Here is a 23,488-nt window from a genome sequence, read left to right as displayed (position 1 = left end):
CGTGCTCGCGTTCAGCTCACGCTGTGCCTGGGCGCAACACCGACCAGTGCTTCAAGGGTCAACTCCATGACCAGCGCATCGAGGGTGGCCTCCCGCTCGCTCTTCAGCGCATCCCAACGCGCGGTGTATTCCTGGCTGGACAGTTGCTCGCTCGCTTCATCGATGGCCTCGCCCCGGGCAGCGAAGTCCTGGGTGACCGAAGCGAATACCCGGTCATGTCGCTCCTGCAGGTACGTTCGCCAGAACTCCTGCTGCACCAGATACTCGACGAGCGCTTGCTCAGTCTCGGCAGCGAGCACGGTCTTCAACGCCTCATCCAGTTGCGACGGGCTGACGTCAGCCACGCTCTCGTAACGCATCGAACGCGGCTGCAATGGCAAATCCAGGGACTCGGCAAGCTGTATCCGATAGAACAGGATCACTTCGAGGTCATCGACATCGCGGCCCGTCTGGCGCCGGCCGGCGATCACCTGGCGGGCGATACGGTCCACTTGCCCCAAGCGGTACAACTGCCGCCCCAGGTGGATCAGCCGAGCACCTCGTTCCTGCGCCGCACCGTAACGGTTAGCCCTGGCCACTTCCACCTGTAGCATCAGCTCACTGAACCGTTCGGCCAGACCATCCGCGCAGGTCGGACTGTCCGAGACTCGCTCGAAGACCGTCTCACGTAACGGCGCATCCTCCGCCAGCACGCCGACCATCCACGTCACCCTGCCGGCGAGGTAGGCGTGATGCGCGACGAAATCGGCCGTGGAGTGCAACTCGTCCAGCAGCGCGAAGAAACTCTCACTGCCCGGCAGCGCTCGCAGCGTATCCCATTGCGCCTGCAGCGTCAGGCGCTGCTCGGGCTCAAGATGCACCAGCCAGTGACCTGCACCCTCCTGGGGTTCAGGTACTGAATCACCCTCACCGATGTCGTGCAGGCGGTCGTAGTCCTGCACACTATATAGCCTGACGAGCTCGCGGCTAGGCATGGGGTTACGCTCGAGCAGAAACGCTCTGCGATAGGACAACGGCATCATCATGATGTCGTCGGGCAGCGACATCAGTTGGTTGTCGCGTAGATCGACCCGCTGCAGCGCCCCGCACAACTGCAAGCCGAAAGGCCAAGTGGTCATATTGCAATGGCGCAGGGAAAGCTCGCGCAGGTGGGAAAGCTGATTGAAGCGCAACTGGACGAATCCCACGGGGTTGTCACTCAAGTCCAGCACCTCAAGGTTCGGCAGACCGCTGAGCACCGCCAGACCCTGGGCATTCATGCGCACCTGGTTGTGCGCCAGGCGCAATGTCTGCAGCTCCACGAGATAGCCTATCCCAGAAGGTATCGCCAGCAGTTGGTTGCGATTGAGGGTCAGTCGCCGCAGACGCGGGAAGGCTTGCAGGAACTGGGGTACAACAGCGTTGATCTGCATGTCCGTCAAGACCAGTTCGGTCACCGGCTCGAACGACACGGTACTGGGAAACGCGGGCAGGGTTCGCAGCGCCAGGCCACTGAAATCCAGACGCACGCTGGCCGGCATCTCGGAGGTCAGGGAGATGGCATTATCCTCCATGCGCCAGACCCGGCGCAGCCGATCGGCCAACCTGCCCCGCAGCACGCTTCTCGATTCGTTGAGCTCAGCGCCCTGCCAGCGATTGAGGGCCGTATCGAGATCCTGATAGGCCTCCTGCGCCTGCAGCAACGCACTCATCGGCGAGGACGACGACAACAGCAAGCGGCGCAAATGGCGGGCCACCTGGGCGTCATCGAAACTCGGATAGAGCGCGCGGATCGAGTTGCTGAGCGCCGGTGCAGCGCCGCGCGAACCGCCCGGATGGCGGCCGCTGAGCAGGTAGCCCACTCGACCGTCGGGTAACCGCTGTCCTGGATTGATCCAACGCGCCTGGGTCGGCCAGCCCAACAGGCGGATCAGTTGCGTATCGGAAGCTGGCAGTTGACCGATCAACACCTGACGCAGGCGTTCGGTCGCTGTACCAGGGACAGTGGTCAGCGATTGCAGTTGCGCAGGCGACAACAGCGCGCTGATCGCCTCGCAGAAGCCTGCGGGCTCCTCCACCTCCCTCTCGAGCGCACGTCCCTGGGCATCGTGCAGCGACACGCGTCCCTCCCGTATCATGAGCTCCGTACACGCCTGGACACTGCCCGCCGGATTCAAAATCGCCAATTGCCGGCCATTGCCATCGCGCAGCAGCAGATTGATCGAGGAAGGCCAGTTAGGCACTCGACGCAACAGCGCAATGACCAACTCGCCCGTCTCCGCGCACGTGGCGTTGACCAGGAGTAAACCTTGTACAGCACGACTGAGCCTGGCCAGGCGCAACAAGGAGCGGGCACCCTCTGCAATAGCCAACGGCACCCGCTGCTCGCTGCTTGCCAGCAGCCGTTGGGTGGCGCTGGCCTGCGCCACTGCCTGCGCAGCATAGGCTGGCGGCAAGCCCGGAAAATCACGGCGCACCTGTCCCAGCAGCGCGTCGTCAGCGGGCAGCACAACCTCACTGAGGTGATCGAACAGCGCCTTGCGCAGTGCAGTCTGCTGTTGCACAAGCGCCTGGCGCAATCCGTCGGCGTCCAGACCTGCCAGTGACGGCTGGGCCAGACACCAGCGCTGAATCACCTCATCACCTTCCACAGCGTCGCTGCCTTCCTGCAGGCTGGCGAAAAATCGCTGGGTACGCGCATCGGCGTCGAAGCGGCGCAGGGTATCGTGCAGATTGACCGGCAGCCTGCGATTGCCGACCAACAGGCCACGCAGTTCGTCGGCATCAACCCTGGCGGCCTGGATGATCGCTCTGGCGTCCTCGGCACTGCGGGCCGTGGTCGATGGCCACAGCGTCGCAAGCATGCGCGCTTCGTCGCCCCACTCCAACGGGCGTGCTCGACGCAGTCGCCAGCAGCGCTCGCCATTGAAATCGACCACCGGCCCGAACGCGTCAGGCCGCTGCGGATGAAGCAGACGCCATGGACCCTGCGGGTCGGGACGGTGGATCTCGAAGCAGTCGGTGGCGTCGTAGATCCAGCGCCGCCCCTCTCGTCCATAGGAGCCGTCAGCGAGCAATTCGGCGCCATCGGCGCGGGATCGATAAGGTGACAGGTCGGTACACCATAGACGATGCCGGTCGCTGTCCAAGCTCACCGGCTCCAGACTGTCGACGAAGGCGCTACGCTGAAAGCCGCGTGCGACCACGGTCGCCCCAGTGGTGACCACGGCCGCGACCGCCAGTGTTTCGGCAACACCCAACATATGTTCCAAGGCTTCATGCTGGTGATCCTGCAGCCAATCCCGGGCCCCCTCGTAAACCTGCGACAGGGTCTGCACCGCGAGCAGTCCCAGCAGCAACTCGCCGACACCGGGAATGAACAGACCGGCCAGATTGACCAACCCCAGCCCGGCCGACGCCCAGGCTTGCAAGCGCTGGATTCGGCCAGCACGGTCTGCATCGGCGGTCGGCACCAGCAGCAGGCGTGCATCATCGTGGATGCACTGCACTTGTCGTTGCACCCACTGCACGAACACATCCCCCTCAGGAGTGACGCCTTCCAGCGCCAGGTCCGGACGCGGATCACTCAATCGGGTCGCCAACAACCGGAGAAATGCTGGCCGTTCGCGCAAGGCGATCAGGCGGCTGAAACGTTCGCGGTAGGCCGGATCGCGCAGGCGTTCCACCAAGGTCGAGGCCAGTGTGTGCCAATCGGCGAAGCGCTCGATGGCCCGATCCGGATCACTGGGCAGATACAGAACCAGCGCTTGGGCTTGACCCTCGCTGTCGCGCAGCAGGATGACCATGGCGCCGCTGGTGGTGCAACCAAGGAGGTTCAACAGTCCGGGATAACCGCGCAAGCCCTGCTCGTTAGCGTCGCGGTGCCCACGCGCGACCTCGTCCAGCGCGATCTGCTCGTAAGCGCTCAATTGACCTTTGAGCGCTGCGATCTCTGCCGCCAAGCTCAATCCGGCACGCTTGTCGTCAGCCAGGCTGGCACAGGTAGCAGCATCGAAAACCTGCTGCAATTGACGCTGATACTGTGAACCGACGTCCAGCGCTCGACAGGCCTTGGCCAGCGCACTGGGTGTATCGGACAACAGCGTGTCGCTGCCGGCCGTCACCAGCCCGCTACCGGCCAAGAGCTCATCGCTCTCACTGAAATTCTGCATCAGGCGCAGCAACCCCGGCTCACGAACAGTCACAGGCCGGTAGAACGGCCAGTGCACGCCGGGCAGTCGACCAAACTCGCGACGGACCTCCAGCCATTGCAGGTCTTCGAGCTTCACCTGCGACGACGCGCCATCGCGCAGCAGCGTACTCAGCCGCTGCTGCGCGAAGGCTTGCAGGGGAATCAGGTCCAGCGTGGCGGCGCGCACGCGCCGTTGGCTGGCCTGATGCTGCGCGAAACGATCCCGCAGCCGGTTGATCTGGGCCGCAGATGCCTGGCGCAACCAAGCAGGCAGGGCGTCACCGATGAACGCATCGGTGGCCGCCTGCAGGCGGGCAGCGTCGTCTGGACTTGCAGCGTGTGATTGTGACATGGCACGTTCCTCGAGCGGTAAACACTCAGTGTGCCGGGAGGCGAGCGTCATCCGCAGTGGGAAGACCTGTCACACATCGGTGCTCAATGAGGCTTGCCCTCCTCCTGCATTCACCTCGCCCAACGCTTCGCGGGTCAGACGCAAGCGCAACGCGGCGATCGCTTCGCGCTGCTCGTGCGCCACGGTCTCGACTTGACTCAGATAGACCGCATCACGCGTCGAATGCGTGACGTGCAGCTTCTCCAAGCGCTCCCAGAATGGCGCTCGCACCGCGTTGAACGCAGCGGCATGCTCGGATTCCAGATTGTCGATCCAGAAGTCCTGCTTACTGATGGACTGAGCCAGCTCCTCGCCAGCCTCGGCCGCGCGCACTGCGGCGGCCACTTGACGCAACTGGTCTTCGCTCACTTCGGCCAAAGCCGAGAACTGCATGGTGCGTGGTTGTCCCGGCAACTCGAGTTGCGCCGCGAGCCCCACGCGATACGCCAGCATCACCTCCACCTCGTCGACCATCTGGCCACGTGTCCGGCGTTGAGTGATGTCGGCCAGCGCTGCTTTCTGTACCTGCTCCAGACGAAACAGCCGACGCGCCAGACGCAGCAACGCCACGCGCGCCATGACCGGGTCACGTACGCTGCCCACCTCCTGAGCGATGAACAAGCGCACTTCCAGAGCACTGAAACAGGACGCGACACTGTCCACGCACGTACGCTCATCGGCCACCAGGGAAAACACCTCGTTGCGCAAGGTGGTGTTCTCGCTAGCCGCTTCGACCAGCGTCCATACCCGTTGCCTCAGGTCCGCTGGGATCTTGCGAAAATCACTGGTCACAGTCATGTCGGCAAGCAGCTTGAAGAACTCGTCGCTCTGCGGCTCTTGCCGTAGGGCTTGCCACTGTTCCCAGCGGACGGTGCGTTGCGGCTCCTCGATCGACTCCAGCCACAGGTCGCGGGCACCGTCCACCAGCAGCGCTTGCTCCCCAGCCTGCGCGGGTAGCGGTTCTACGATACCGACACGGCGCCTGATCGCAGCAGGCAGAGGGTTGCCCTCCAAACGCAAGGCCTGGATGAAGGATTGGGAGGACGCGAGAATTGACTGGGGCAACGAATGAATGTGGTTATCGCGCAGGTCGACGTTTTCCAACAGCCCGCACCAGTCCAGATCGACCGGCACGGCGGGTAGATTGGCACTGCGCAGGTTGAGTTGACGCAAACGCACCAACGGTCGCAACTGCAGGCTTACAGCACCCAAGGGATTGAAACTCAGATCCAGCGCACGCAGGTTGGTCAGCGTACGCAGGGTGCTCACGCCGACATTGTTGAGGATGATCTGATTGGCCCCCATGCGCAGATTTCGCAGCTTGGGCAGGCGCGCCAAGGCTTCGGGAATCTGGCGCAGGGCATTGTTGCTGACATTCAACCAACGCAGTTCGCTGAAGCAGTTCAAGAAGTCGGGCGGTAGGCTCTCCAGCCCCAGGTTCGTCAGGACCAACTCTCCCACATGGCTGAAATCGATATCTGCACCCAGATCCGGCAGGCTGCGCAGCGGCAGACCACTCAGATTCAGGCGCACGCCATAGGACCTGCCGTGCACATCGAGAATGACCTCACCGTTCAATCGCCAGGCCCTGCGCAACTGGCTGGCAACCTGTCGGCGCGCTTGGGCGTTGAGTACAGTTCTGGCACGGTCCACCCACAGCGCCAGTCGCTGCTCTAGCTGGCTGTACTGCTCTTCCAGGGCCAGCATGGCGCCGTAGGCAGTTTCCGGATTCGCCATCATCGCATTCAAGTGGGACTCGACCTGATGGTCGTCGAACTCGCTATACAAAGCGCCGATACGCCGGCGCAGCAGGTCGCGAGAGGTTCCGGTGCCAGCTTGGCGACCGCTGAGCAGATACCCTACGCGACCATCAGGCAGGCGCCGCAGAGGGCTGACCGGTTCACCGACATCACGGATGTTCATCAACGCCAGAAGCGCGACGCGCGAGCTGGGCAGCCAACTGCGCAGCCGCTGACGCAAGGCTTGAGCACCGTCCGTGACAGGCAATGCCAGACGCGTGCGATCAGCCTGCGGCAGACAGGCATACAGCGCTTCGAACAGTCCAAGCGGCTGTGCGACAACCAGGCTCGATGCAGCCCCCTGACTGTCGTACAGGCGCATCATCCCCTGGTCGGCGACCATGACCTGGGTCGTGGTACTCGATTCGAAGGCCGCCAGACGTCCGAGCAAGCGCCCGGCGAAGGTGCCCTGGCGCAGCTCCAAGGTGACCGAAGCGGGCCAGTCCGCGTAGCGGTTCAACAATGCGAAGATCAACTCCACCGCGCCCAGTCCATGACTGTCGGGCAGGAACAGCCCCTCACGCATGCGCGTCAGCCTTGCCAGTTGGAGCATCTGGCGGGCGTGCTGTGCCACGCCCAGGGGGACACGTTGCTTGCTGCGCAGGGTGACCCGGTCTTTCATCGACACGCGTTCGAGTGCTGCCAGGGCATAGGCATCCGGCAGACCTGGAAAATCACGCTGCAGTATGTGCAGAACGGAATCGGTGCGCAGGTAGCGCCGCGAGAAATGCTCAAGCAGGCGAGGACGCAAGGTGTACGCCGACTCTGCCAGGCTTTCGGCCTGCGCCTTCTGGGATACATCCTGAATGCCCAACTGATCCACGCAGAACTGCCACAGCGCTGGATCGGCATCTCCTTCGGCCAACTGCGCAAAGAAGGCATCGATCCGGTTCTGCACAGCGAACCGCTCAAGAGTGTCTCGCAGTTGCACTGGCACTGGGCGAGCCTCGACCATCAAGCCGCGCAAGTGCACCTCGTCGATCCCTGCCACGCCTAGCACTTGGCGCTGTTGCTCGTCGTTCAAGCCTTCTGCCGCTGGCCACAGACGCTCCAGCAAGGTCGTCTGCGACCATTGCTGCGCACGCTCGAACTGCGAGCGCCAGGCACGCTCGCCGTTAGACTCCAGCGCCGGGCCGAAGCCTTGCGCATCGGAGCCATCGAGCAGGCGCCAAGGCCCATTGTTGCCCGCAGCCCAGACCCTGTAGCTCACATCCCGTGTGCGCCACCACAGGTGTGTGCCGTCCCCGTGCAAACCGTTTTCCAGTGCGATCGATACCGCCGGCGCTGGCGGCGCCTGATAGGGCGTCAAGTCATTACGCCACAGGCGACGCTCACCGCGCGAGTTGGTGACAGGCTCCAAGCTCTCGACAAAGTCGCTGCGCACAAACTGTCGCGCCACCAGCGTCGCACCTGCCGCCAGCGCGGCGTTGACCGCCACGGTCTCGGCAACGCCCAGTAGGTGCTCCACCGCCTCGTAGCGATGACCAAGGGTCCAGTGCACGACGCCCTCGCACAACTGGCTCAAGGTCTGGCGAAGCAGATCGGCCAATAGCAAGGTGCCTATGGCCGGCACGAATAGTCCGGCCAGCCCCATCACGCTCCAGCCTGCCGAAATCAGGGCCTGCTGCAGCCGAGCGCGGTGGGCGCTATCCGCCTGAGCAGTCGGGACCGCCAGCGCTCGCGCATCGTCGCGGATGCGCGATACTCGCACCCGCGCCAAGGCGTCGAACAAGGCACCTTGGCGGGCAGCCACGGTCGGTTCCAGGTCGGGCTCCGGATCGAGCAGGCGCTTTTCCAACCTGGCCAGCCAGTCGGCCCGCGCCGACACAGAAACATGCATGCACAGCGCCTGCAAGGTCTCAGGCTGCCTGGCCAGGCTGAGCAGAAAGTCGTTGACTGCATGCCAACCGATGAAATGCCGCACCGGTTGCAAGGCATCCTCGGGCATCAGCAGCAGAACCCCAATGATCGGAGGCAACATGGGTAGTGCGTACACCCCCCCCATGCGCCCACGCATCTCCACCGCCAGCACACCCGTCAGCGCGGCGCCGAGCACTTGCACCTCGGCGCATTGAACGAACCGGGCGTCGCGATGCCGGGGGCGCCTGCCCGCCGCAAGGTCGAGCAACAGTTGCTTCTCATCCTGCGGCAATTGCCGCCGAGCATCGGCAATCCGTGTGGCCAACACGAAAGAAGCGCGCAGGTCGTTCGCCAGGTCTTGCATGAACTGCGCGTTGAATACCGTCGACAGATGATCCTGGTAAGCGGCCCCCACATCGGTGTCGCGGCACACACTCACCACGCCAGCGCTGTCCTGGGTCAGCACGACTTCGGCTAATGCGGCCTGGGCGCTGGCCGGGTAGATCAGCGCTGTTCCCTCATAGAAAGACTCGCCACTGGAAAAATTCTGCATGAGCCTGGGCAAGGCCGGCTCCGAGACAAAATAGGGCTCATCCGACGGGAGCTGGTCCGGCTTGACGGTGAATCGCCGGCGTTGTTCGCGCCACCACACCTTGTCCAGGTCGACGGTCAACTGCAATCGATAATGCAGCGCATCAGTCAATCGCTGCCTGGCGAAGCGATCCAGCGGTTCGAGTGCAGAGAGCTGATGGGTCACTGCACGCCGATGCTTGCCATGCTCGGCGAAGGCATCGCGCAGATCCATCACTTGCTGCGCGCTGGCCTTGGCCAGCCACTCAGGCAAGATCTGCTGGATGAATGGGTCAGTGGCGTGGGAAATGTTGTCGTGGACCGAATCGTGCTGCATGGCGGGCAATCCAGGTGTGGGAGTCTCGCCACCTTCGCCCCCGTCTCTCGCGCAAATCAGTCGGAATCGCTTGCCTGGCGGGTCTGCACCAGCGTGCGGTAGTGCCCGGGGTTGCAACCGAACCATTTGCGAAAGGCTTTGTAAAAAGAACTGGCATCGGCAAACCCGAGACGCTCGGCGATCTCGGCCATCGCCACCTGCGACTCGCTCAGCCAGGCAATCGCCAACTCTCGTCGTGCGCTGTCCTTGAGCCCCTGGTACGTCTGCCCCTCTTCGGCGAGACGGCGGCGTAACGTCGATACCGACAGGCACAGTTGGGACGCCAGACCGTCGGCGTCTGGCCAGGCGTCGGGGGGCAGGCGCAGCAGGTCGCTGCGTATACGCCGCGCCAGGCTGTCGGGATCGCGGTACTTGACCAGGATGTTGGCCGGCGCCTGGGCCAGGAAACGCTGCAACTCCTGGGGAGTGCGGCGGATCGGCAGGGCCAGACAGTCCGCGGCGATGATCATGCGCGTACAGGGCCGGTCGAACTGCAGGTTCTCCGAGAACATCACGCGATAGTCGTCGCAGAAAGGCGGCTCAGCGCAGCGCAGCTCAATGGCCAGAATAGGGATGCGCCGCCCGGCCAGCCAGCACGCCACCCCGTGGACGATCATCCAGAAGGTGAAATAGGTGAACGCCCGGCGCGGCTCCTCGTGTGGCTCGCCCAAGACAATTTCAGCCAGACTGTGCTGGCGCACCAGGGTGGGCTGCAGGTCGTCGAGCATCAACGTCAGAAATTCGAGCAATGTCTCCAGCCCTTCACCGACACTCGGCTGCACCCTGCTCGCCCGGCACATGAAGGCCAGACTGCCGCTGCGTAGACCCCTTCGGTCCATGGCGAAGAACTCGTCATTGCAGCGGCGCGCCAGCAGACGCCAGAGCCGCGCATAGGCCCGGGCAGGTACCCGCGCGCTGGCCACTTGCAGCAGTTGCGGATCGATTCCGGCCCGGGTCAGCAACGCGGCCACGGGAGCGTCCTGTGGGCAGGACTGGACCAGCGCCTCGCGCACCAGTTGCATGGAAATGCTGTCTTTCTCGCTCATCGCCTGCCCAGATCGCCCTGTGCGAGCCATCTTAGAGGCAACGAAGAAAAACACCAGCCTCCCTGCGCTCAATCGACCCCCTCGCCCGCCTCCTTGGCCAGTGCCTGCTGCGTCAAGGCCAAGGCCTTGGCCTGGACCGCGCTGTCACAGGCCTTGGCAATGGCTTTGGCCTGGGCATCGTACTGCGCGTCGGTCATGCTCTGGCGATCAGCGTAGAGCGTCTCCATCTGCTCGGCGAAAGGTTCGCGGATCAGGTCGAATGCACTCCTGTGGCGCCGTTGCAGATGATCGAACCAGAAGCTCCGTTGACTGATGTCCAGCGCCAGGCGGTCGCTGGCTTCGGCCTCACGGACTGCGGCTTGGGCAGCGCTCAGGTCCTGCTGGCTGACATCGGCGATGGTCTCGAACTGCAACGTACGCGCTTGGCCAGGGAGGTCCAGTTCGCGCGCCAGCCCCACGCGGTAGGCCAGGCTGACCTCGACCTGATCGACATCGGTCCCTCGGGCCTCGCGTTGGTGCATGTCCTGCAGCGCATAGGCTTCCACTTGATCCAGGCGGAAGAACCGACGCGCCAGGCTCAACAACTGCGCTTCGGTATCGGCGCCTGCGGCATCCTCCACCGAGGCACTGAGCATGTTCACCTCGAGCAAACCGAAATTGGAGATGACGCTGTCGACACAGGTGCGCGGCTCACTGGCCAAGGCGAAGGTGCGCTCGCGCAAGGTGGTATTTTGCTCGAGCCTGTCGAACATCGACCACAACCGCGCCTCCAGATCAGCCCGAGCCAGGCTGAAGTCGCTGGTTTCGGTCAGCTCCGAGACGAGCGTGAAGAAATCGCCACTGCCCGCCTCGGCCAGCAGGCGATTCCATTGCGCGGTGCGCAGGGCGCGCTGGGTCGTATCCAGACGGTCCATCCAGCGGCTGATCTGGAAGGCATCGCCTTCGCTGCTCAGCTCGCTGTCGGAGGTTCTGCTGGGCTCGAACCACAACTCCCGGTAGACCTCCGGCAGCGGATTGCCCGCCAGGAACAGCCTGCGCCGCCAATCCAGACGCTGGGTTCGCAGAGCGAGCGGTAAGTCGCTGATCTGGTTGTCGCGCAAATCCACGGACTCCAGCGACACGGCACGCTCCAGCGAACGTGGCACCTCGGTCAGACCGACGTCGCGCAAGCCCAATTGGCGCAGGCGCGGCAAACGGTCGAGCGCAAGGGTGAAATTGCCAAAGTGGTTGTCGCTCATGTCCAGCACTTGCAGTCGCGGCAGGCCGGTCAGCAGTGCAAAGCTGGCATCGTTCATCTGCAACTCATTGCGTGACAAGGTCAGTTCCCGCAAATGGCGGGTGTAGCTGAGCGCTTGCGGGAGCGCAGCGAGCGAGTTGTTGTCCAGATTAAGCGTCAACAGGCTGCGAAACGCCTGCAGGAAGCCGCTGGGAATGTCACGCAACTGCATGTTCGCCAAACTGACTTCGCTGACATGACTGAAACCGTCCTGCCCGCTCAAGTCTGGCAGCGCACCCGCAGCGATGCCGGAGAGGTCCAGGACCATGCCAGGATCGCCATTGGCCTGCTGCCGACCCGCCTGACCCTGGAAGCGCCAGCAGCGCCTGAGCTCGTCTGCCACCCTGCGCCGCTGCGGGCGGCGGACCACGCTTTCGGTGCGTTCTACCCAGCGATCCAATGTCTGCTCCAAGCGGGAGAACTCCCGCTCCAGATCCAGCAAAATCGTGAACGGCGAGCCAGGCTGTTCGTCCAGCACTCGCAGGAACAGCTCCAATTGTCGCTCGCTGAAACCTGGATAGAGGCTGCGTACGCGATCCTGCAACGTGCGCTCGGCCAAGTGGTTGCCGACTCCCCGCCCGCTTAGCAAGTAGCCGAAGCGCCGATCCGGCAACCGTTTCGGCGCACGGAAGGTGGGCTTTGAAACCATGATGCCCATCATTTCGTGGAGCGTGGCGCGGTCGCTGGGTAGACGCTGCTGCAGTCCTGCGCGAAGGGCTGCGACTCCTTGCTCGCCAGAGCACGCCAGGCGCGTGCGATCGCCTTCCGGCAGGAAATGCCACAGCGTTTCGACGAGCCCCCTGGGCCGCGGGGGCATGGGGTACACCGGTACGCCGTTTTCATGAACCCACATCTGCCCGTCACGCCAGACCAGCACCTTGGGCATGACGCCCTCCTGTTGGGGGTAAAGCTCGGCGACGAGCCTGCCTTGTGCCGAACCCTCGCGCACCTGGAAGTTGATCTCCGGCGGCCAGGCAGGCGCTTGGCGCAACAGCGCGAACACCAACGCTGGCAGGTCCGGATGATAGGCATTGTTGAGGTAGAGGCCCTGCAAGGTGCGGCATACCCTTGCCTGCTGCAAGGCCAGCCTGGCCCGTTCGGCCAGGGCCAGGTCCAGGCTACCCTTGACCCTCAGCCGCTGCTGCTGCTGGGTGCTGGCCTGCTCGAGCAGGGCCGCGGCATAGGCATCGGGCAATCCGGGGAAGTCCCGTTGGATGATCGCCACCGCGCCGTCTTTCGAGGCGCTTTCGCTCAAGTGCGTCATGAGTTTCTGTCGAAGCGCAGGCGCCTGGTCCAGAATGGCTTGCGTGCACAGTGGTGCAGCGCGCTGCTCGACGGGCAATTGCTCCAGGCAATACTCGAACAACTGACTGTCATGCAATTGCGGCTTTTGCCCAGTGGCCAGGAAGAACTTGTCGATGCGTGTATCGGCCGCAAAACGCTGTAGCGTATCGCGCAACGGTACCGGCAACGCCCGCTGCTCGCTCACCAACCGACGCAGCTCGGCATGCTCGATATCGGCGACCTTCAAGATCAAGTCGATGCGCGCGGCGTCCAGCTCCGAGGACACTGGCCACAGGCGCTCCAACAGGCCAAAGCCGCCGTGCCACTCCTGCGGGCGCTGCCAGGCCAGACGCCAACCGTACTCACCGTTCCATTGCAGCGCCGGCGCGAACCCTGGCTGGCCATCCGTGCGCTCGAGGCGCCATTGACGGGTCAGCGGATCACGACGCACGGGATGAAAATGCCCCTCGTACAGCCACCAGCGCTTATCGCCGTCATGATACAACCCGTCTGCACCACGTGATGCGTGCGGCGGCTTGCGTGCCACGCGAAACGGTGCAAGATCCTGCGACCACAAGCTGGCCGTCTCCGAGGCCGGCTCCACCGGAACTAATTCGTCGACGAACGCACTGCGCTTGAAGCCACGCGCCACCGCCACACCACCCGCGGCCCCCAGGGCGTTCACGGCGACCACCTCTGCCACCCCGAGCATATGCTCGAGGGCTTCATGCTGGTGCCCCCGCGTCCAGTCGTGCACGGACTCGTAGAGTTCCTCCAACACCTGAACCACGGTCGCAGCCAGCGTGAGCTGTCCCAACTGGGGCACGAACACGGCAGCCAGTTGCAACAGGTTCAACCCGACCTCTTGCAAGGTCTGCAGACGGTGCAATCTGACGTGGCTGTCAACGTCGGCCACGGGCACCAGCAAATAGCGGGCGTCCTCCTTGATCCGCGTGACCTGCAGCCTGGCGAGTTCATCGAACAGCTCAGCACCGGCCACCTGCCCGGTCACCTCCAAGTCTGGGACCGGATCGCTCAGGCGTTTGCGCAGGAGCAATTGCCACTGGCTTTTGGCCTCAAGCGCAATCAAGGCAAACAGAGCCTGAGCCTGCCGAGGATCCCTGAACAGGGTCACCAGATGGGCGTTGAGGTCTTCCAGATTGGCGAAGCGCTGCAGGGGATGGTGGGGCAGGTAGAGCAGCAGACCGGCGCTGGGGCGGGCCATGTGCTGCGATCCGGCATCGGACAGTTCGAGGATCAGCGCGCCCAAGAGCGCGTGCCCCAGCACGGACAAGTGCTTGATGGCCACCGCCGGCTGCCTGGGGTTCGGCGCTGCCTGCTCGCCCAAGGTGTGCTCGAGGTTGACGACATCGGCTTCGGTGATGCCCTGCTGCAGGCCTGCGAGCTCGACCGCCAGGGCCAGACGCTTGCGCTGATCCTGCGCCAGCAACTGGCTAACCGATGCATTGAAAAAGGTCTGCAGGTACGTTTGGTACTGCGCGCCGACATCGGCGGTACGGCACGCCTGCGCCAGTTGAGCACTGTCCACCACCACGGCCGCGGCGGCGGCCGAAGCGCCGCGGCGCAGTTCAATCAGCCCGCTCTTGGCATCGAAGCTCGACCCTGAAGGGAAGTTCTGCATCAGGTGGCTCATGGCCGTGTCGTAGGTGTAGTGGTCGCGTAGCGCTTCAGCGCCCATCATGCTGTAGCTGTCCCAGCGCTCCCGCCAGATCGCATGACGCAGGTCGACCTTTACCTTGAACGTGTGCTCCAGAACCGCGCTCAGCCGTTCTCGCGCGAAGGGTTCGGGGGCTGCCAGACTCTTGAACAGGGCCTGCAATCGATGCTCGATCACACGGTGGTCGTCGAAGCGGGTGCGCAACGCGGTAATCTGCTCGACAGACGCGGCATGCAGCCAGTCGGGCATGTGTTCGGAAATGAAGCGGTCGATGTGATCGGGTGAGGCGACGGCGCTAGCCATGTGAGGCTCCTGGTGAGGGATCGCTCACCACCTTGTCCGATCGCGGCCAGGGCGCTCAGCAGGAACTCTGCCCCGCCACCGCCTTCACGTACCGGCCAATGCCATGAACGCCTGGATCAGGCGCAGCTCGCGTCGGCGCTCCAGGCAGCCCACCCAGTGCTGATTGACCAGCCCCTCGCCCGTCAGACACAACGCTACCAACCTGGGGTCATGGGACAACTCGGTGGACGACACCACGCCGATCCCCAATTCAGCGGCCACGGCTTCGTTGACCGCCTCGCGACTGCCCAGCTCCAGCAACACCTGGGGTTGGATTCCGGCCACGGCGCAGGCCTTGTCGAAGGTGCGGCGAGTGACCGAACTCGGCTCGCGCAGCACCATGACCTGTTGCTCCAGCGCGGACAGCGGCAGCGCCTGCTGCGAAACAGCCCAGCGGTGGCCGACCGGCAGCAGCACGCAGAGTCGCGACTGACACAGCGGCTGCAGGTACAGCCCCTTGCGCGGCTCGGTTTCAGTCAGTACAGCGACATCGACATGCTCGCCCAGCAGCGCCGCGAGGGTGTCCTGGGCATTGCCCAGGCGCAGGTTGACGCTGATACCCGGATAGCGCTCACGCAATTTGGCCAATATGGGCATCACCCGATGCGGCCCATCGGCGGCCACCTCCAGGCGCCCACTCAACAACTGGCGATTGGCCTCGAGCATGACCTGGGCTTCCTCGGCCAAGCCGAACATCGCTCGCGTGATAGCTGCCAGCCGCGTGCCCTCCTCGGTCAGTTCCACACGCCGGGCAGTGCGTCGTAACAACGTGATCTGGTAATGCTCTTCGAGCGCCTTGACGTGCCCGGTCACCGCGGGCTGGCTGATGAACAGACGCTCTGCTGCGCGGGTGAAGCTGCCTTCACGCGCAACGGCATCAAACGCACGAAGCTGAAACAGATTCATAACTATCGGCCTTACTTATAGCTGGGATACCTACAAACAATTTGATTGATGGACTTCGCCATTGCAACCTGACCACGTCGATTTTTGGCCCCTGTCTCCCGAGGTTGCACAATGCGCGATGCCCCGATTCTTCTCACCCCAGGCCCGTTGACCACCGCTGCGCGCACGCGCCAGGCCATGTTGATGGACTGGGGCTCTTGGGACGCAGACTTCAACACCATGACAGCCAGCGTGTGCGAACAGTTGCTGGGCATTGTTCAAGCTAGCGCCAGTCACTGCTGCGTTCCCCTGCAAGGCAGCGGCACCTTCGCCGTCGAAGCGGCCATCGCCACCTTGGTGCCCCGCGAGGGCAAGGTGCTGGTACTGATCAACGGGGCCTATGGTGAGCGCTTGGCGAAGATCTGCCAGGTGCTGGGTCGTCGATTCACGCCAGTGCGCAGCGACGAGGCTCGACCGACCTGCGCTGCCGAGGTTGATCGTCTACTAACCGACGATCCCACGCTGACCCATGTGGCGCTGATTCACTGTGAAACCAGCACCGGCATCCTCAACCCGCTGGTAGACATCGCCGAGGTGGTCGCCGCACAGGGCAGAGGCCTGATCATCGACGCCATGAGCTCGTTCGGCGCCCTACCCATCGACGCCCGTCAGGTCCGCTTCGAGGCGCTGATCGCCGCCTCGGGCAAATGCCTGGAGGGGGTGCCGGGCATGGGCTTCGTCCTCGCCGAGAAACACGCACTGAGTGCTGCGGCGGGCAACGCCCAATCCCTGGTTCTGGACCTGCACGACCAGTACCAGTACCTCGCGCGCACGGGCCAATGGCGCTTCACACCACCGACTCACGTGGTGGCCGCATTGCATGCGGCGCTTGAGCAGTACCAGCAAGAAGGAGGATTGGCTGCGCGCCATGCTCGCTATCAGGAGAACTGCAGGATCCTGCTCGAGGGCATGGCCACGCTGGGCCTGCGCAGCTTCCTCCCAAGCGCCTGCCAGGCGCCGATCATCGTCACCTTCCACGCTCCCCGAGATGCCCGCTTTCAGTTCAAGGATTTCTACGAGCGGGTCAAGGCCAAAGGTTTCATCCTCTACCCCGGCAAGCTGACCGAGGTCGAGACGTTCCGCGTTGGCTGCATCGGCGCAGTCGGCCCCACCCAGATGCACGCCGCGGTCGATGCTGTCGCCCAGGCGTTGCGCGACATGCATGTCGTAGATCTGTGAACCCTGCCCCCGAACTCCAGGACACCCCCTCAATGAACTACCGCAACCCGACACACCTGCAAGCGGCGATCCTCGACTGGGCCGGCACCGTCGTCGACTTCGGCTCATTCGCCCCCACCCAGATCTTCGTGGAGGCGTTCGCCGAATTCGGTGTTCACCTGTCCATCGAAGAGGCCCGCGGCCCCATGGGCATGGGCAAATGGGACCATATCCGCGCCCTGTGCGATCTTCCACAGATCGCCGAGCGCTACCGCCGAGCCTTCGGCCGCACGCCGACGGACGATGACGTCACAGCCCTCTACGAGCGCTTCATGCCTTTGCAGATCGAGAAGATCGCCGAGCATTCGGCGTTGATACCGGGTGCACTGGATACCATTGGCGCACTGCGGCGCGCCGGGCTGAAGATCGGCTCCTGCTCCGGTTACCCGAAGGTGGTGATGGACAAAGTGGTCGAGCTGGCGGCGCGCAACGGCTACATCGCCGACCACGTCGTGGCCACCGACGAAACGCCCCAGGGTCGCCCGTGGCCAGCCCAAGCCCTGGCCAATGTGATCGCCTTGGGGATCGAGGATGTGGCGGCCTGCGTGAAAGTCGATGACACGCTGCCGGGCATTCTCGAGGGACGGCGCGCCGGTATGTGGACCGTGGCGCTGGTCTGCTCCGGCAACGCGCTGGGGCTGACCTGGGAGCAGTACCAGGCCCTTGAGCCGCAACAACTGGATGAGGCGCGACAGCGCATTCACGCCCAATTCGAAAGCGCACGCCCGCACTATTTGATCGATACCCTCAACCAGCTGCCAGAGGTGGTGGCCGATATCAACCGGCGCCTGGCCGAAGGGGAGATGCCACAGGCGTGTTGAGGTCGACCGAAGGTACAGCGGCAGGCGGATCGAACCGCTGCCGCTTCACCTACCGCAACCCGAACCCTCAGGCTGCGCGGTTGAGCTTCACCCACGAGGCAAATTTGTCGATGAAGCCCTGCAGGAACGGCCGGGTCTTGTCATTGAGCTTGCCGGCCTCGTCGAACAGGGTCGCCGCCCCACCAATGTAGGCCTCGGGCATCTGCATGCAAGGCATGTCGAGGAACACCAACGCCTGACGCACAGCGTGGTTGGCGCCAAAGCCACCGATCGCACCCGGCGACACACTCACCACCGCCGCAGGCTTGCCACTCCAGGCACTCTGACCATAGGGCCGTGAGCCCACGTCGATGGCATTCTTGAGCGCACCCGGCACGGAGCGGTTGTATTCCGGGGTCACGAACAAGACCGCATCACAGCGGCGGATCTCATCGCGAAAGCGCTGCCAGGGTTGTGGCGCACCCGCTGCCTCGACGTCCTCGTTGTACAGCGCCAGATCGCCGATTTCGACGATTTTCAAGGAAAGGCTGGACGGTGCCAGCTCAGATAGAGCACGTGCAACCTTGCGGTTGTAGGAGTCCTTGCGCAGGCTGCCGACAATGACCGCGACCGAATAGACCTGACTCATGGCAATGCATCCTCTGCGGGGTAAGGGGGACTGTGTAGTTATAGATGACAGTGTTTCCCGGCCAAGGTTTTTTTCCGCCGCAGGAAAACTTCCCACCCTCCTCGTTTGTCTATGGCTACAGATATTTCTCCATATTTCAGAGGTTTCAATCCACATGGCAGCAGTAATGGTCGGCCAATTCCATGCCCGCGACGCCGAAGGCCGCATCTACCCGGTGCACGAGTTCCAGGAATCGACCTTGCAGCCGGACGGCAGCACGTTGGGCTCGCCGATCACCACCTACCGCCTGGCCATCGGCGATCGCGTCAACTACTTGGGCGAGGATCGCTTCGAGCTCGCTCAGAGCGGCGTGGAGATCGTGCGCATTCCGTGAACAGCGGTGCCCAAGCCTGGACAAAGTGACGTTCAGGCTTCGCTCAGTGTTTCCCACAGGGCCGGTCCACCGGCCGACTTGGCAATGGCCGCCAAGCGCTCGGCGTGGGCCTTTAACTCCCCATCGCTGGCCATGACCACCCTACCCGGCTGGCGCCCGACGATACGTCGGATCTCGCTCCCCGAGCGACCTTGACCATCGTCCTCCTCACCGCCCTGCCCAGCCAGCGACAGGCTGGTCTGGCCACCGGTCATCGCCAGATAGACGTCCGCCAGCAATTCCGAGTCGAGCAGCGCGCCGTGCAGGTCGCGGCCGGAGTTGTCGATGCCATAGCGCTTGCACAGGGCATCGAGGCTGTTGCGCTGGCCCGGATGACGGGCCCGCGCCATCATCAGAGTGTCGAGAATGGAGCAGTGCTGAGCGATGTCGGCACGGTCTTCCTGGCCCAGCAGGGCGAATTCGTTGTTGATGAAACCAACGTCGAACGCTGCGTTATGGATGACCAACTGCGCGCCCTTGATGTAGTCGAAGAATTCTTCGGCCACATCGGCAAAACGCGGTTTGTCGAGCAGGAAGGTATCGGTGATGCCGTGCACGCCAATGGCGCCCTCGTCGCTTTCGCGGTCAGGCTGCAGGTAGACGTGGAAGTTGCGGCCGGTCAGACGCCGGCCGATGACCTCGACGCAACCGATCTCGATGATCCGATGGCCTTCGCTGACTGGCATACCGGTGGTTTCGGTATCGAGGACGATCAGGCGGGTGTTCTGCTGATCCACGCGGGGCTCCAAGCGACATCTGGGAAAGGCGGCGAGTATACAACAAAGCGACCACGGGCTCGGCACCCGTGGTCGCCTGTTCCAACCACCCTGGCGTCAGTTCTGCACGCTCTGCACGGAGCCGCCATCGACGCGCAGGTTGCTGCCGTTGATGAACGATGCGCGATCGGACACCAGCAGGGCGATGGCCGCTGCCACCTCTTCGGGTTTGCCACGGCGCTTCTGGACGATGCCGGGGCGCTCTTCGTCGAGGAAGCTCTTGATCGCCTCCTCGAAGCTTTCGCCGCGCTCCTGCGCACGCTGCTCCATCATGCCATCGGTCATGCCAGTTTCGATGAACGCCGGTGAGACCGTATTGCACAGCACCCCGTGGGCCGCTTCCTTGTAGGAAAGGTTCTTGATGAACGCGGCCAGGGCCGCTTTGGCGACGTTGTACACCGCCTCCTCCCAGTAAGGCTGCACCGCGTTTTCCGACGTGATGCACACCAGACGTCCCCAGCCGCGCTGACGCATCGGTGGGATGGCGGCACGGGCGATGCGCACGGCGCTGAAGAAATCAGTGGACCAGGCCTCTTCGTAGTCCTCGTCGGACAACGCCAGCGGATCGCCCTTGGCACCGGTGACACCGGCGGTGTGCACCACGATGTCCACCTGCCCAAAGTGCGCTTCGGCCTGACGAATCAGGCCGTCGACCTCGGCTTGGTCGGTCATGTCCGCAGCAATGAGCAGCGGCTCACCACCGATGCCTGCGGTTTCCTTCTCCAGGTGATCCTGGTCCTTGTCCGTCAACACCAATCGCACACCCTCCTCGGCCAGCAAGCGCGCGGTCGCCAGACCGATGCCTCCTGCCGCGCCGCTGATCAGGGCTACACGCTTAGTCAAACCTAGATCCATCACATCTCTCCTCGGGCAACAGCGATACGGCGAACGAATTCGAGCATGCGTTCGGCCAATTCACGGGGTGTCTGCAGCGGCATCAGATGACCTGCGCCAGGCAAGGTCAGCAGCGTGCTGTCTGGGAAATGGGCCAGCGTGGTGCGCTGTTGCGCTGGGGCATCCGGCACCTGCGCATCGTCGGCGCCGCAGACCAGCAACGTCGGATACGGCAGTTCGCCGATCCGATCGCTCCAGTCCTCGCGACTGCCGTGGTCGACCCAGGCACGCCAGGCGTCGAGGTTCACCGATTGGGCGTCGGCGATGGCTACCTCACGCAGCGCATCGGGCAAGCGGTGAAAGCTGGACTCATCGACGAACTGTTCGGCTTCGACACGCGAGGCTTGATAGCGTCGCTGTCGATCGCGATCGCCCTCGCTCATCGGCTGCGGACCAGGCGGCGACGGCGCCACCAGCACCAAGCCTTGCAGATAGTCGGGACGCCGGGAGGCCAGGGCCACCGCGACCTTGCCGGTCATCGAATGACCGACCAGGACGCAGCGCTCGATGCCCAGCGCACGCACGCTGGCATCGACCTGATCAGCCATCTCGGCCACCGAATAGCCGCTGACTCCATGAGCATCGCCAAAGCCTGGCGTGTTGAGAGCCACACAGGCGTGCTCACGGTCGAGGAACGGCAGCGTGGGACCCCAGGTGCGATGGGAGCCGCCCAGAAAATGCATCAACACCAAAGTGATCGGGCCTGAGCCCTGTTGGCTGTAGGGGAGCATCGAACGCCGCCTCATGGGATTTCTCAGTGGAGAGCGAGGCGGCTTGGAGAGTTCATTTCTTTGACAGTCAAGGGCGGGCACGCCCGCCCGTGGGGTGGTTCAGCGCTGTGCACGGACCTCATCGACGCCACGGTTGGCCAACTGGTCAGCGCGTTCGTTGCCCGGATGGCCGATATGGCCGCGGACCCATTTCCAGGTCACCTTATGCCGATTGACCTGTTCGTCGAGCAACTTCCACAGGTCGGCATTCTTCACCGGTTCCTTGGTGGCGGTCTTCCAGCCGCGCTTCTTCCAATTGGGCATCCACTCGGTGATGCCTTTCATCACGTACTGCGAATCGGTGGTCAGGACCACCTCGCACTCGCGTTTGAGCGCCATCAGCGCGCAGATCGCGGCCATCAGTTCCATGCGGTTGTTGGTGGTGTCGCGCTCGCCGCCCCACAGCTCCTTCTCGACACCCTTGTAGACGATCAGGGCGCCCCAGCCGCCCAGGCCGGGATTGCCCTTGCAGGCACCATCGGTGTAGATCTCGACGCTATCGCTCATGTACCGCCTTCGTTCGCTTGCAGGTTAAATAGCGCGGACAATCCGCTCAGGGCTCGCTGTGACGGCGATTGACCTTGGCCAGCGGCAGCGGCAACAGCTTGCCCATCGGTTCGCGACGCTCCAGCGGCAAGGGTCGCAACCCCACCACCACCTTGCGCGCCACCAGCAGATAAACGCCGCCGCCGGCCACCTGCCAGCGCCCGGCCGTCCGCTCCCAACCCGCCAGGCGCTGCTGCCAGGCCGGTGAGGAAAGCGGCGGACGATAACACCCAAAGCGGCGTTTCTCCAGCGCGAAGCCCAGCAGGTTCAGCCAGTCGCCCAGGCGCGAAGGCGAGATGCAGCGCGCCTTGCGCAGTACCCCGCGACCGAGCAGATGGCGGGCGCCCCAGGCACTCCAGGGATTGATGCCGACGATCAGCAGATGTCCGCCCGGACGCACCGCGCTGGCGGCCTGGCGCAGCAGACCGTGGGGCGAAAGGCTGAAATCCAGACCATGCTGCAGCACCACCACGTCGGCGGCATGCTCGGACAGCGGCCAGGCCTGCTCCTCGCAGACGATCTCGACACCGGGCAGTGGCGCGCCCAAGCGAACATTGCGCTGCACTTTCAGCGCCTGGGGGGGCGCATCGGCACAGGGGCCGTAGTGCACCAGAAAGCCGCCGAAGAAGCGCTCCAATTCGTCCTCGAGCAGTTTCTCCTCCTCCTTGAGCATCAGCTGACCCAATGGCCCGGCGAACCAGTCGCGGGCCAGGCTGATCAGTTCGACCCACTCGGGGTCGGCCTGGGCAAAGGCTTGATCGGTCATCGCATTCTCCCTCGAAGGTTTCGTCGGCCGCGCCATCGCGGCTAAGATGCCCTAATCTCCCACGCCAGATGATTCGGAACCGCACAATGATACAGATCGAAGCCCTTCGCGCTTTCTCCGACAACTACATCTGGTTGTTACAGGATACTGCCAAACGCCACTGCGCGGTGGTCGATCCCGGCGACGCCGCACCGGTGTTGGCGTGGCTGCAGGCGCATGGCGATTGGACGCTCACCGACATCCTCATTACCCACCACCACAACGACCACGTCGGTGGCGTGCAACAACTCAAGCAGGTCACCGGCGCCAGCGTCCATGGCCCGGCCCACGAAACCATTCCCGGGCGCGATGTGGCGCTGGACGACGGCGACACGGCGACGGTGCTCGGCATCACGTTCGAGGTGCTCGCCGTGCCGGGGCATACCCTCGGCCACATCGCCTTCTACAGTGACCGCACGCCAACGCCGCTGCTGTTCAGCGGCGACACGCTGTTCGCCGCCGGCTGCGGACGGATGTTCGAGGGCACGCCCGAGCAGATGCAGCCCGCCTTGCAACGCCTGGCCAGCCTGCCAGAGAGCACCGAGGTGTACTGCGCCCACGAATACACCCTGAGCAACCTGCGTTTCGCCAGGGCCGTGGAGCCGAGCAACGCCGATATCCAACGGCGCTTCGAAGAGGTCACGCAGTTGCGTGCGCAGCAGCGCATCACCCTGCCCTCGTCCATTGCGCTGGAGCGCCTGACCAATCCTTTTCTTCGCACCGCTGTAACATCCGTTAAACAAAAAGCGGACGAATGGAAAGGCAGCCCCAACAATAGCCAGATAGCGGTCTTCGCTGCGCTCAGGGCCTGGAAAGACAGCTTCTGATCGCCCGTCCTAAGGTCGCAGAAAGACATCCAAGGTTGACCCATCCGGGTGCG

General features: G+C 63.8%; 15 protein-coding genes. 4 read left to right on the top strand and 11 right to left on the bottom strand.

Translation table 11 applies throughout. The features are described from left to right. Window positions 1-11: 11 nt before the first annotated feature. From Q7C30_RS19640 to Q7C30_RS19620, 5 genes are all read right to left on the bottom strand, one after another. Window positions 12-4,523 (bottom strand): NEL-type E3 ubiquitin ligase domain-containing protein, encoded by a 4,512-nt coding sequence (locus Q7C30_RS19640; protein WP_317872462.1) that lies wholly within the window; start codon window positions 4,521-4,523, stop codon window positions 12-14. A 69-nt stretch (window positions 4,524-4,592) separates the two neighbouring features. Continuing rightward, window positions 4,593-9,128 (bottom strand): NEL-type E3 ubiquitin ligase domain-containing protein, encoded by a 4,536-nt coding sequence (locus Q7C30_RS19635; RefSeq protein WP_317872461.1) that lies wholly within the window; start codon window positions 9,126-9,128, stop codon window positions 4,593-4,595. A gap of 56 nt (window positions 9,129-9,184) precedes the next feature. Beyond that, window positions 9,185-10,213, bottom strand: a complete 1,029-nt coding sequence (locus Q7C30_RS19630; RefSeq protein ID WP_317872460.1) for an AraC family transcriptional regulator — start codon at window positions 10,211-10,213, stop codon at window positions 9,185-9,187. Window positions 10,214-10,281: 68 nt separating this feature from the next. Continuing rightward, window positions 10,282-14,754 (bottom strand): NEL-type E3 ubiquitin ligase domain-containing protein, encoded by a 4,473-nt coding sequence (locus Q7C30_RS19625; RefSeq protein ID WP_317872459.1) that lies wholly within the window; start codon window positions 14,752-14,754, stop codon window positions 10,282-10,284. 84 nt (window positions 14,755-14,838) lie between these two features. After that, on the bottom strand, window positions 14,839-15,699 hold the full coding sequence (locus tag Q7C30_RS19620) for a LysR substrate-binding domain-containing protein (protein ID WP_039578540.1): 861 nt from the start codon (window positions 15,697-15,699) through the stop codon (window positions 14,839-14,841). Window positions 15,700-15,810: 111 nt separating this feature from the next. On the opposite strand from Q7C30_RS19620, the gene Q7C30_RS19615 reads away from it, so the two are divergent. Beyond that, a complete protein-coding gene (locus Q7C30_RS19615) occupies window positions 15,811-16,917 on the top strand; it encodes a 2-aminoethylphosphonate--pyruvate transaminase (protein ID WP_317872458.1) in 1,107 nt (368 codons plus the stop codon). Between the two features lie 32 nt (window positions 16,918-16,949). Next, a complete protein-coding gene (phnX, locus tag Q7C30_RS19610; RefSeq protein WP_317872457.1) occupies window positions 16,950-17,777 on the top strand; it encodes a phosphonoacetaldehyde hydrolase in 828 nt (275 codons plus the stop codon). Window positions 17,778-17,844: 67 nt separating this feature from the next. Here phnX and Q7C30_RS19605 read toward each other — a convergent pair whose 3' ends face one another. Next, on the bottom strand, window positions 17,845-18,405 hold the full coding sequence (locus Q7C30_RS19605) for an NAD(P)H-dependent oxidoreductase (protein WP_317872456.1): 561 nt from the start codon (window positions 18,403-18,405) through the stop codon (window positions 17,845-17,847). Window positions 18,406-18,559: 154 nt separating this feature from the next. On the opposite strand from Q7C30_RS19605, the gene Q7C30_RS19600 reads away from it, so the two are divergent. Then, window positions 18,560-18,778, top strand: coding sequence for a hypothetical protein (locus Q7C30_RS19600; RefSeq protein ID WP_029614166.1), 219 nt, complete (start codon window positions 18,560-18,562; stop codon window positions 18,776-18,778). Between the two features lie 32 nt (window positions 18,779-18,810). Here the strand turns inward: Q7C30_RS19600 and dnaQ are convergent, their stop codons facing one another. From dnaQ to Q7C30_RS19575, 5 genes are all read right to left on the bottom strand, one after another. Then, window positions 18,811-19,554: a DNA polymerase III subunit epsilon gene (gene dnaQ, locus Q7C30_RS19595; protein WP_317872455.1), complete on the bottom strand. Its 744-nt coding sequence runs from the start codon at window positions 19,552-19,554 to the stop codon at window positions 18,811-18,813. 96 nt (window positions 19,555-19,650) lie between these two features. Continuing rightward, a complete protein-coding gene (locus tag Q7C30_RS19590; RefSeq protein WP_240326850.1) occupies window positions 19,651-20,436 on the bottom strand; it encodes an SDR family oxidoreductase in 786 nt (261 codons plus the stop codon). A gap of 11 nt (window positions 20,437-20,447) precedes the next feature. Next, window positions 20,448-21,218 carry an alpha/beta hydrolase gene (locus Q7C30_RS19585; RefSeq protein WP_317872454.1) on the bottom strand — a complete coding sequence of 257 codons (771 nt, stop codon included), beginning with the start codon at window positions 21,216-21,218 and terminating at the stop codon, window positions 20,448-20,450. Window positions 21,219-21,317: 99 nt separating this feature from the next. Next, window positions 21,318-21,764 (bottom strand): ribonuclease HI, encoded by a 447-nt coding sequence (rnhA, locus tag Q7C30_RS19580; RefSeq protein ID WP_295482993.1) that lies wholly within the window; start codon window positions 21,762-21,764, stop codon window positions 21,318-21,320. Between the two features lie 46 nt (window positions 21,765-21,810). Continuing rightward, complete coding sequence (locus tag Q7C30_RS19575) at window positions 21,811-22,569, bottom strand: methyltransferase domain-containing protein (protein WP_317872453.1); 759 nt, start codon at window positions 22,567-22,569, stop codon at window positions 21,811-21,813. 86 nt (window positions 22,570-22,655) lie between these two features. Here Q7C30_RS19575 and gloB point away from each other — a divergent pair, with 86 nt between their 5' ends. Beyond that, window positions 22,656-23,435 carry a hydroxyacylglutathione hydrolase gene (gene gloB, locus Q7C30_RS19570; protein ID WP_116888522.1) on the top strand — a complete coding sequence of 260 codons (780 nt, stop codon included), beginning with the start codon at window positions 22,656-22,658 and terminating at the stop codon, window positions 23,433-23,435. Window positions 23,436-23,488 lie beyond the last annotated feature (53 nt).

The sequence above is a fragment of the Pseudomonas sp. RAC1 genome (assembly GCF_030658255.1).
Classification (GTDB): Bacteria; Pseudomonadota; Gammaproteobacteria; order Pseudomonadales; family Pseudomonadaceae; genus Aquipseudomonas; species Aquipseudomonas boreofloridensis.
This window is presented reverse-complemented; position numbering and strand designations above follow the sequence as displayed.

Excerpts from the sequence above, each read along its gene's own strand:
- Q7C30_RS19640 (WP_317872462.1), bottom strand. The coding sequence starts at position 4,523 with ATGTCACAATCACACGCTGCAAGTCCAGACGACGCTGCCCGCCTGCAG.
- Q7C30_RS19635 (WP_317872461.1), bottom strand. The coding sequence starts at position 9,128 with ATGCAGCACGATTCGGTCCACGACAACATTTCCCACGCCACTGACCCA.
- Q7C30_RS19630 (WP_317872460.1), bottom strand. The coding sequence starts at position 10,213 with ATGAGCGAGAAAGACAGCATTTCCATGCAACTGGTGCGCGAGGCGCTG.
- Q7C30_RS19625 (WP_317872459.1), bottom strand. The coding sequence starts at position 14,754 with ATGGCTAGCGCCGTCGCCTCACCCGATCACATCGACCGCTTCATTTCC.
- Q7C30_RS19620 (WP_039578540.1), bottom strand. The coding sequence starts at position 15,699 with ATGAATCTGTTTCAGCTTCGTGCGTTTGATGCCGTTGCGCGTGAAGGC.
- Q7C30_RS19615 (WP_317872458.1), top strand. The coding sequence starts at position 15,811 with ATGCGCGATGCCCCGATTCTTCTCACCCCAGGCCCGTTGACCACCGCT.
- phnX (WP_317872457.1), top strand. The coding sequence starts at position 16,950 with ATGAACTACCGCAACCCGACACACCTGCAAGCGGCGATCCTCGACTGG.
- Q7C30_RS19605 (WP_317872456.1), bottom strand. The coding sequence starts at position 18,405 with ATGAGTCAGGTCTATTCGGTCGCGGTCATTGTCGGCAGCCTGCGCAAG.
- Q7C30_RS19600 (WP_029614166.1), top strand. The coding sequence starts at position 18,560 with ATGGCAGCAGTAATGGTCGGCCAATTCCATGCCCGCGACGCCGAAGGC.
- Q7C30_RS19585 (WP_317872454.1), bottom strand. The coding sequence starts at position 21,218 with ATGCTCCCCTACAGCCAACAGGGCTCAGGCCCGATCACTTTGGTGTTG.
- rnhA (WP_295482993.1), bottom strand. The coding sequence starts at position 21,764 with ATGAGCGATAGCGTCGAGATCTACACCGATGGTGCCTGCAAGGGCAAT.
- Q7C30_RS19575 (WP_317872453.1), bottom strand. The coding sequence starts at position 22,569 with ATGACCGATCAAGCCTTTGCCCAGGCCGACCCCGAGTGGGTCGAACTG.
- gloB (WP_116888522.1), top strand. The coding sequence starts at position 22,656 with ATGATACAGATCGAAGCCCTTCGCGCTTTCTCCGACAACTACATCTGG.